Source organism: Stenotrophomonas sp. HMWF023 (assembly GCF_003060985.1).
Lineage (GTDB): Bacteria > Pseudomonadota > Gammaproteobacteria > Xanthomonadales > Xanthomonadaceae > Stenotrophomonas > Stenotrophomonas lactitubi.
In genome coordinates this window covers 1,776-5,209 of record NZ_QAIJ01000217.1, presented here as the reverse complement: position 1 = coordinate 5,209, position 3,434 = coordinate 1,776, and the positions used below count along the sequence as shown (strand labels likewise).

Genomic DNA, 3,434 nt, shown 5'->3' with positions numbered 1-3,434 from the left:
GGCCTGGTTCGATGCGGCGGTGACGACTCGCCTGGCCGACCGCCTGCGTTTGGCCGGGCGCATCCATGCGGCCATCGACAACGAGTTCCAGCTGTACTTCCAGCCGATCCGGCACGCCAGCGATGGCAGCCCGGCGTCACTGGAGGCCCTGCTGCGCTGGCCGCAGGTCGATGGCAGCTTCATCCCGCCCAGCGAGTTCATCCAGTTGTGCGAGGACACCGGCCTGATCCTGGCGTTGGGACGCTGGGTGATCCGCGCGGCGGCACAGGCGCAGCGGCGTCTGGTGGAAGCGGGGTGGGGCGAGCTGTCGATCGCGGTCAACGTGTCGGCGGTGCAGTTCTTCAACAGCGATCTGGTGGCCGAGTTCGCCCGCGCGCAACAGGATTTCGGCCTGGCCCGCGGTGCACTGCATGTGGAGCTGACCGAGAGCAGCCTGATGCGCAAGCCGGCACAGGCGATGCAGACCATGCAGCGCCTGCACGAGCAGGGCATCAGCGTGTCGCTGGACGATTTCGGTACCGGCTACTCGAGCATGTCCTACCTGCAGCACCTGCCGCTGGACATTCTCAAGATCGATCGCAGCTTCGTCGCCGACGTGGAGACCAATCCGCGCAACGCGTCGATCTGCCGGGCGCTGCTGTCGCTGGGCCACAGCATGGGGCTGACGATCATCGCCGAGGGCGTGGAGACGCCGGGGCAGCTGGACTGGCTGGCTGCGCATGGCTGCGACCAGGTGCAGGGTTACCTGCTGGGGCGGCCGGCACCGCTGGAGAAGATCATTGCGCAGCTGGATGAGGTGGCCGCCTAGGCCGCGCTTCGCGCTCGCCGGGCATGGCCCGGCGCTACCGTGTCATGGGCGCGCCTCTGATAGCGCCGGGCCATGCCCGGCGGACGCACCCTCACACCCCGGTTTCCACCAGGTAATCGATGAAGCTGCGCACCTTCGGCGCGAGATGGCTGCGGCTGGTGTAGACGGCAAAGATGCCGATCGGCGCGGCTTCCCATTCCGGCAGGATGCGCACCAGGCGGCCATCGGCGAGGGCCTCGTGCAACAGGAAGTCCGGCTGCAGGATCACGCCCATGCCGGCAATCGCGGCTTCGCGCAGGACATCGCCATTGTTGGCGCGCAGCAGGGTGGTCACTGCCACCTTCACTTCGCCGCCGGGTCCCTGCAGTGGCCAGTGGTCGCCGGCTGCCCAGTAGCTGTAGCCGAGGCAGGTATGCGTCTGCAGATCCTCTGGTGCCTGTGGTGTTCCGTGCGCGGCCAGGTAGGCCGGCGCGGCGCACAGGCTGATCCGCGATTGGCCCAGACGCCGTGCGATCAGGGTTGGGCTGGGTTCTCGGGTGATGCGGATGGCCACGTCGTAGCCTTCTTCAACCATGTCTACCAGGCGATCGGACAGTGCCAGGTCCAGTTCGACCTGCGGGAAGCGCTCGCGGTAGCCGGCCAGCAAGGGACCGAGGCGGGCTATGCCCCAGCTGACCGGCGCATTGATGCGCAGCATGCCGGACGGCTCCAGCGCCTGTGCGCCGATGCTGGCCTCCAGCGCATCGAACTCGGCCAGCAGGCGCACGCACTGCGCGTAATAGGCGGCGCCGGCACTGGTCGGGCTGACCCGGCGGGTGGTGCGGTGGAGCAGGCGGGTGGACAGGCGTTTTTCCAGTGCGGCAACCTGGCGGGTGACCCCGGCCGTGGACATGTCCAGCGCCTGTGCGGCGGCGCTGAAGCCGTTGCGTTCGACCACCGCGACGAACACGCGCATGGCATCCAAGGTGTCCATTGTTGCGCCTTTTGAAATAAATACGGTCGATTCATCGTATTTATCGGCGAGAGAGAGCGCAATAACCTGTGCCTCGTCCCTACCGAGGTGCCCCATGAACGCTACCGCCGCTCCCCTGTCTCCTCTCGCCCCGTATGCCGCGACCCTGCTGCGGCTGGCTCTGGGCGTGTTGTTCCTGGTCCATGCACTGACCAAGCTGCTGGTGTTCACCCCGGCAGGTACCGCTGCCTTCTTCGAGTCGCTGGGCCTGCCCGGCGTCCTGGGCTACCTCACCATCGCCGTTGAACTGACGATTTCCGCAGCGCTGCTGCTCGGCATCTACGCGCGCTGGATCGGCCTGCTCGGTGTGCCGCTGCTGCTGGGCACCATCGTGACGGTGCACGGCGGCAACGGTTTCAGCTTCGCCAACGCGGGCGGTGGTTGGGAATATCCGGCGTTCTGGGCGCTGGCCCTGGTCGTGCTGTTCCTGCTTGGCGATGGCCGCTGGACCCTGCGTTCGCGCTGATCGTCCCCCGGCCCGCTGCCTGTTCCTGTCATTGGAGAAGATCATGTCCCGCCTGCCTTCGCTGTACATCTCCCACGGCTCGCCGATGACCGCCCTGCATCCGGGCCAGGTCGGCGTGCGCCTGGCCGAGCTGGCCCACGACCTGCCCACGCCGCGTGCGATCGTCATCGCCTCGGCGCATTGGCTGGCCCGGCAGCCGCTGGTCGGCAGCCATCCGCAGCCGCCCACCATCCACGATTTCGGTGGCTTTCCACGCGAATTGTTCGAACTGCAGTACCCGGCGCCCGGTGATCCGGCGTTGGCCGAAGACGTGGCGGGCCGCATCGCCGCCGCCGGCCTGCCGGTGGCACTCGATCCGCAACGTGGCCTCGACCACGGCGCGTGGGTACCGCTGCGCCTGCTGCACCCGCAGGCCGACATCCCGGTAGTGCCGCTGTCGATCCAGCCGATGCTGGGCCCGCAGCATCAGTTCGCGCTGGGCCGCGCACTGGCGCCGCTGCGCGAACAGGGCGTGCTGCTGATCGGCTCGGGCAGCATCACCCACAACCTGAACGACTGGGGCAACTACCAGGACGGCAAGGAAGCGCCTTACGTGCGTCCCTTCATCGACTGGGTGGAGCAGCGGCTGGCCGCCAATGACCGCGATGCCCTGTTCGATTACCGCCGACAGGCACCGTTTGCGGAGCTTGCGCACCCCACCGACGAGCATCTGCTGCCGTTGTACTTCGCGATGGGCGCGGCGGGCGAGGGCGGCTTTGGTGCCAAGCGCATCGATGCCGGTATCGATGCCGGCTTCCTGGCGATGGACCTGTACCGCTTCGATGGCGCCGATCGCGCTCAGGATGCGGCGTGAGCCCGCTGCTGCAACCGGTGCTGGAGCGTCCTGCACAAGGAGACGCGCAGGGCCTGGTGGTGCTGTTGCACGGGGTGGGCAGCAATGAGCAGTCGCTGCTTCCGCTGGCCTCGGCCATCGACCCGCGCCTGCACGTGCTGCTGCCGCGCGGCCCACTGGCCTTCGGGCCACAGGCGTTCGGCTGGTTCACGGTACGCTTCGACACGCAGGGGCCGGTGATCGATCCGGCGCAGGCCGAGACCTCGCGACTGCTGCTGGCCGATTGGCTGGCCGGCCAACAGCAGCGGCTGGGACT

At 68.0% G+C, this 3,434-nt stretch carries 4 protein-coding genes and 1 pseudogene; 4 read left to right on the top strand and 1 reads right to left on the bottom strand.

Annotation, left to right across the window (positions count from 1 at the left end; translation table 11 throughout):
• The coding region (locus tag DBR20_RS23045; RefSeq protein ID WP_258223313.1) for an EAL domain-containing protein at positions 1 to 808 on the top strand (808 nt) is incomplete at its 5' end.
• Positions 809 to 899: 91 nt separating this feature from the next.
• Here DBR20_RS23045 and DBR20_RS11655 read toward each other — a convergent pair.
• Positions 900 to 1,781, bottom strand: coding sequence for a LysR family transcriptional regulator (locus DBR20_RS11655; RefSeq protein ID WP_089238419.1), 882 nt, complete (start codon positions 1,779 to 1,781; stop codon positions 900 to 902).
• Positions 1,782 to 1,875: 94 nt separating this feature from the next.
• On the opposite strand from DBR20_RS11655, the gene DBR20_RS11650 reads away from it, so the two are divergent.
• The 3 genes and pseudogenes from DBR20_RS11650 to DBR20_RS22345 form a co-directional block, all read left to right on the top strand.
• Entirely contained in the window at positions 1,876 to 2,286 is a 411-nt protein-coding gene (locus tag DBR20_RS11650; protein ID WP_108266276.1) for a DoxX family protein, read from the top strand.
• Positions 2,287 to 2,329: 43 nt separating this feature from the next.
• Positions 2,330 to 3,139, top strand: a complete 810-nt coding sequence (locus tag DBR20_RS11645) for a class III extradiol ring-cleavage dioxygenase (RefSeq protein ID WP_108266275.1) — start codon at positions 2,330 to 2,332, stop codon at positions 3,137 to 3,139.
• Positions 3,136 to 3,434: pseudogene (locus DBR20_RS22345) on the top strand (phospholipase); the annotation flags it as partial. The gene DBR20_RS11645 and the pseudogene DBR20_RS22345, both read left to right, overlap by 4 nt.

What these genes read in the sequence shown, in the direction of transcription:
- DBR20_RS11655 (WP_089238419.1), bottom strand. Translation starts at nt 1,781, where the DNA reads ATGGACACCTTGGATGCCATGCGCGTGTTCGTCGCGGTGGTCGAACGC.
- DBR20_RS11650 (WP_108266276.1), top strand. Translation starts at nt 1,876, where the DNA reads ATGAACGCTACCGCCGCTCCCCTGTCTCCTCTCGCCCCGTATGCCGCG.
- DBR20_RS11645 (WP_108266275.1), top strand. Translation starts at nt 2,330, where the DNA reads ATGTCCCGCCTGCCTTCGCTGTACATCTCCCACGGCTCGCCGATGACC.